Source organism: Alloprevotella sp. OH1205_COT-284, from assembly GCF_003859795.1.
Taxonomy (GTDB): Bacteria; Bacteroidota; Bacteroidia; order Bacteroidales; family Bacteroidaceae; genus Alloprevotella.
This window is the reverse complement of sequence record NZ_RQYI01000003.1, coordinates 112881-118880: the sequence shown is the minus strand read 5'-3', so window position 1 is coordinate 118880 and position 6000 is coordinate 112881. Positions and strand designations below refer to the sequence as shown.

Annotated in this window: 2 protein-coding genes; both read right to left on the bottom strand. The window is 53.0% G+C overall.

What is annotated here, in order from left to right; genetic code table 11:
* Window positions 1–199: 199 nt before the first annotated feature.
* Window positions 200–3001, bottom strand: coding sequence for an outer membrane beta-barrel protein (locus EII14_RS01935; protein WP_124930883.1), 2802 nt, complete (start codon window positions 2999–3001; stop codon window positions 200–202).
* A gap of 40 nt (window positions 3002–3041) precedes the next feature.
* Window positions 3042–5729, bottom strand: coding sequence for a 4-alpha-glucanotransferase (locus EII14_RS01930; RefSeq protein ID WP_124930882.1), 2688 nt, complete (start codon window positions 5727–5729; stop codon window positions 3042–3044).
* Window positions 5730–6000 lie beyond the last annotated feature (271 nt).

Sequence of the window (6000 nt, the reverse complement as noted above, 5' to 3'; positions counted from 1 at the left end):
CAACACCACAAAACTCCCCCAGGCTTGGGTTAACCCAAAGCCTGGGGGAGGAACGGAGGGAAATCTTACACACTTTTTCGGACATTACCACCCAAAGTTCATTTGCTACGGCTCTGCTGCCGGCTTCATTCCTGCTTTCTGTTTCCCAAAAACGTTGAACTCCGCCATGAGGTTCAACGTTTTTGTTTATTGTGCAATGCTACTTCTTATTTCCCTTGGCATCAAAACGATAAGTGAAGGTGAGCGAAACGTAGCGGTTGAAATTGGAGAGCCAAGTATCCGTTCTCGATGTGGCTGTGATTTCCGCCCAATAATTATTTTCTTGGTCGAAGAGATCGCTGACGGTGAGTGTGAGTTTTCCTTTGTTTTTGAGCACTTTTCTCGAAATGCTGATGTCCACCAACGTTTGGGGACGGTTCATTTCGTCGGCGAGATAGCCGCAATTTCCTCGGAAAAGCACAGAAGCATCCAATTCCCATGCGTCGGGCGAGTAAGCTCCTTCGAGTTTGAGGGAGTAGGTGTGGGTGCGGATGTCGATCGGCGTGTTTTCCGAATTGTGGGCGTGGCGATAAATCCATTTCCCCGTAAGAGCGGCCGTCCAACTCTCTTTGTCGAATTGGAGCGAAGGCGATTCGGTGAACGTAAACAGTCGCTGGCGGGCAATGCGGAGAACGGGATCGTCGTCCACAAACGGCAACACGCCGTAGTCGCGTCGGTGTGAGGCGTTGAAATCGTTGAGCAGACGGAAGTGGTCGCCGAGCGAACGGTCGTATTTCACCATACCCAGCCACTCTTCTCCATCGCGGAAGTTCTCTTGATGCACACGATAGACGCCCGTCTTACTGTCGTATCTGAGAATATCCACAATGGGGTTGAAACGCTTCACGTAGCCCAGTTTGAACGACAAAGCCTGCGATCCGCGAGGCATCATCATGCTGAACACGGCGTTTGTCGAAAAAGCTCCCGAAGCTCGAAGCAGAGGATTTCCCTCCACGACGTAGAGAGGCTGCGTGTCGTCCGTGTAGGCGAGCGTGGCGAGCAGGTCGGGAAGCGAGCGGCGATATTCGGCATTCCAACGGAAGGAGGTGCGCGAACTCGGTTTCCATGTCATCTCCACTTCGGGTGCAGGCAGCCAGACGTTGCGATGCGCCAACGTGTCGAGCTGACCGCGGCGATAGCTCATCCGCTCGTGTTGATGAGAGAGGCTGAGGCGCGGGTCGAACATGAGTTTCCCGAAATTGAGTGTCAAACCCGCAGAGGCCGTATGAGCTGCGATGTCCGTGTTGCGGTAAAAACTGTTGGGCACATCGCGGGCAGACGACATCGCCGCCGCGTCGGGCAACCATCCGAGCCGGTAAGCATCGGCAGCAGGCGAAAGGGAAGAGAGTTCCCAACGATAACGTTCGTCTTCGCGACGAGCATGGTTGAACTTGAAACGATAACCGGTGTTCAACATCACATTCGACGCGAGCCAACGCTTGAACGTTATTGAGGCGGCGGCATTGACATCGCGATGCGGCGAGCGGAGATATTGCTTGTCGGCTTGCCGAAGAGCGGCTCCCGGTGTAGAATAAGCATAGCGACCGAGGGAGTGATAATCGGTTTCGGCGGTGGTAAGGCCGACGGAGGCATCGGCGACGAACTGCCCCTTTGCGATGAAACGCGTGAGGCTGACGGAAGCATCGGCCGAAAAAGTCTTCGTTTCGCCCACGGAGGCGATGTCGCCGCTGTTGAGCAGTGTGGCGGTCGGCGTTTCAAAGGGGTTGTCGGTGTATGTCGTTCGGTTTTCGGTGTCGTCCCGCCGTTTCTTTTCCAAGAGCAGACCGATGCGTGCCTTGATCGTATGGAGCGAATCGAGATGATAGTCGGCAAAAAAATCAAGCGGTATGCCGAGCTGATGAGTGTAGTGTTTCTTCTCGGCTGTGGTGAAGGAGGATGCCGTGCCGGGCATGAAGTAAGCAGCGTGTGAAACGCTCTCGCCGAGAGCATCGTTGTGATTGATGCCGGCCGAGAGGTTCCACAGGTTTTCACGTTTGGAAACATGGCTCGGTTTACCCCGCTTCATGCCAAACACGGCCATTTGCTGTTTGTAGTAATCTCCCATTTGCGCACTACTGTTGCCGAATGTTTTTTGCGTATATCTGCTGTCGTTGTCGGACACACGTCCGAAAGCCATGACGGGCGTGTAGGTGCTAAGACGATGAGCGTTGAGTTCGGCCTCATAGTGGGGTTTGGCGTAGGCCTGCGCCCGAACGTCGCCATACCACTTGTCGAGCCAGCTCTCTTTGATGGTGATGTCGAGCACGGGTGCGCTTTTGCCGTCGTTCCGGCCGGTGCGCTCGGTCAGTTCGGTGGTTTCTTCGTAGGCTTTCACGTTTTCCACCGCCTCCGCGGGAATTTTGGAGAGCAGAAGATCGTTGCTCAAAGGTTGCGCGCCATTCATGAGAAAACGAACGGGGCGGTTTTGCCAGAAGAGCGCGCCGTCCGTCAGCGAAACGCCGGGCAGACGGCGAATGAGTTCTTCAAGGCGTGCGCCGTCTTTGAGCTGAAAGGCTTCGGGATTGAAGACCACCGTGTCGCCACGCATGACGAAACGCTTGGCGCGAGCTTTCACCACGGCTTCGTTGAGCCACACGTCGGAGGGGCGCAACTCAATGTCGCCCACATCAATGGTGTCGCCGGTTTTGACGGAAGAATAGTGTTTCGTACGCGAATGATAGCCGATGAGGCTGAACGTGATGTCCACACGCGACTCCATCAATTCGGTGGTGTGAAATCGTCCCGACGAATCGGACAGACAAGTCATGTTGATGGTGCAGATGTCGAGTTTTGCCTGAATATCGAGCAACACATCGGCGAGCGGTTGTCGGGTTCGGGCGTCGAGCACACGTCCCTTGAAGACATCGGCCGACGCCAAACCGTGGAAGCACGGCAAAAGCACAAACATCAGCAGGCCGCTGCGCAGCCAAAACGAAAAATAAAGGCGACGAAAAAGTTTCATAAAAAGAAGGGATAAGCTGAAAGGATAGTCTGTATCGGTGTCAGGCACGTCCGCCGGCTTTCGACAAAGCGACGATGCGTTGGTTGAAAGCAGTTTGACACATGAGGCTTTCGAGCGTCAAGTGCATGCGATATTGCCATTCGTGATGAGGATCGGCCGGAATGTTGATGCGCTCGGCGTCGGCATCGGGCAGGCGGAGCTGTTCGTCAATGGCCAGCCAATCTTGCAAAGCAAGGATGCAGAGCGCAGAGGGACTTTCGAGATGCCGCCGCACAATGTCCTCGCAGATGCGCCCTGTGGCTTCGGCCGGCAGTTCGCCGCCTCGGTGCAACACGCTGTGATAGTAGCGCGAAATTTGCCGTTTGTCTTCTTTCCACCAACCTCTGACCGTGGCCATGTCGTGGGTACCGATGGTGCATACGGAACGAAAGGGATATGCCTCGACGTGTCCGAAATCGTGATGCGGGCTTTTGGGCATACGTTCGATTTCGAGCGAGAAAATTTGCAATTCGTCCATGACCCACGACACGCACTCGGGCACCATGCCGAGGTCTTCGCCACAAGGCAACATCGCGGTGGCGGCACAGAGCGTGGGAAGTTTTTGCATGGCGGAGTCATACCAAAAACGGTTGTGCCGTTCGTAGAAGAAATGTTGGTGAATCCGTCTGAACGCCTCCTTTTCGACCGGTTGCAAACGCTCGAAAACCAAGGTTTGCGAACCGCCGATGCGCGGATGATAGGTTCCCCGCTGTTTGTGATCCTCCACAAAAAGCACGTTGGCCATGAGTTCATAAAGGCCGTCGCGGATCACATCGTTGGAGCCAACGTGCCGACGAGAGCCCTCCTTTTTGAAATAAGCCTCAATGGAACGCTGTGTGGAATATTCGGGACGGAACGTCCACACATCGTAATGGGAATGGAGCAGGAAGGTTTGCTTCACCCATTCGTCCCGATCGCCGAAAATCCGATGCAGAATGTCGTCGTTTACGAAAGGACGCGCCATGAAGTCCTTTTGAAAATTCAGACCATAACTCCTAATTTCTTCTTCGCTCATGGGAAGAGCCGGCGAAAACTGCCCCAAAAGCCCTTGGACGGCATGAGAAGGAATTTCCCATATACGGAAAAAACCGAGGATGTGGTCGATGCGATAGGCCGTGAAGTATTCCGCCATTTTGGAGAAACGACGTTTCCACCAGCGATAGCCGTCTTGCCGCATCACGTCCCAATTATAGGTCGGGAAGCCCCAATTCTGCCCATTGGTGGCAAAAGCGTCGGGAGGTGCGCCGGCCTGTCCGTTCATGTTGAAATAGTGGGGTTCCACCCATGCTTCGACCGAATGTCGGGATATGCCGATCGGTATGTCGCCTTTGAGAATTACGCCATTGGCACGGGCATGGCGACTGACGGCGAGCAGCTGTAAGTGTAGGAGATATTGAACATAAAAATAATAAGCCACTTTTTCCCACGCCGCACCGTCAGGAGAACAGAGGGCGGACACGACATCGGCATCGTAAACCGAATGTTGAGGCCAATGTTCAAAAACGGGGGTGGCGTATTTGTCGCGAAGATACGAAAAAGCGGCATAAGGACGCAACCAATGAAGGTTGGTCGAAAGAAAAGACTTGAAGCCTTGACTCTCCAACACTTCCTTTCCGTTCTGTCGAAAGACCAGAAGAAGATAGTCGCGTTTGAGCTTATTGACACGTTCGTAATCTAACTCCGGAAGCGCATTGAGCTGTCGAAACTGTTTATCGAATTCGGCCTGTTTGACGGGATCGTTCAAACGTTCCACCTGACGCAGATCCACATACATGGGGTGGAGGGCGTAGATAGAAATGGCATTGTAAGGATAGGAGTCTTGGCGGGTGCCGCTGTGGGTGGTGTCGTTAATGGGGAGGACTTGAAGGGCACGCTGACGAGTGAGCACTACCCAATCGACCATTTTCTTCAAATCTCCAAAGTCGCCGACACCTTGGCTTCCTTCACTGCGCAGAGAAAAGACGGGAATGGCCGTTCCGGACATTCTGTTGCCGGTGGAGGGAAAATAGACCTCCGTTTCGGGCAAGAAATAGTGAACGCCACGATCGAGTTCGGGAACCTGCAAACGACGATTTTCTCCCCCCTCCCACTCACGACATTCGCCGGTAGTGGCGTCGAGAGCAACAAACTTATATTCCATATCTCCGCAAAGCCGATGAACATCGAGGGTCAGCAACCACTTGTCGGGCATCACTTCTTCCAAGCGCAAAGCCTTGTCGGGATTCCAGTTTCCCAAAACTTCGCTTGCACCGACTATGGCCGGAACCTGCCCCTTATGGCGCAAAGTAGGACAAAGCACACGAACCGTGAGCGTCGAAGCGGCCAAAGACGGAGTGCCTCGACCGACAGCCGGATAGGAACCGGAGAAAGCAGACGTAAACAAATAGCCGGCAAACGGGAGATCGCGCCAATGATCATTGAGCACATAGAGATCGTCGGTCTGACTTTCGGGATGCATAAGATGAGGGTGCAACTCACACTCCCGACGCACACAACGTGTCCCCTCCCACACACTGTAATGATATTCCACAATTTCGCCGGCATGACGTTTGGGAAGATGCACACTACCCTCCCACAAATCACCATCGGTTGTGGTGAGAGGAATGGCTCCGAGCTTTTCGCCTTTGATTTCGACAGCAAGATGCTCCCCCCATAGGGTGCGATAATTTATTCTGAACGTAAGGATCATAATGATTTCGAAGAGCGTTTTTTCATCGTGCCTCACACGATTTTCTATTGAATTCGGAAAAATTGTATTTCTTGCCTCCAAATTTACGATTTACAATGGAGGCATACAAAAAAAAGACAAAAATAACGCATCGTTTTTGTCTATCCTTTCAAAGTAGTATCATCAACTTCTCTTTTCAAAAGAAAAGAGCACTTTGCCTCTTCAAGAGAAACAAAGTGCTCGGTCTGTCATCAACATAAGTGTCCTTGTATGCTCTCCAAATAAGAGCTTT

Excerpts from the sequence above, each read along its gene's own strand:
- EII14_RS01935 (WP_124930883.1), bottom strand. The coding sequence starts at position 3,001 with ATGAAACTTTTTCGTCGCCTTTATTTTTCGTTTTGGCTGCGCAGCGGC.
- EII14_RS01930 (WP_124930882.1), bottom strand. The coding sequence starts at position 5,729 with ATGATCCTTACGTTCAGAATAAATTATCGCACCCTATGGGGGGAGCAT.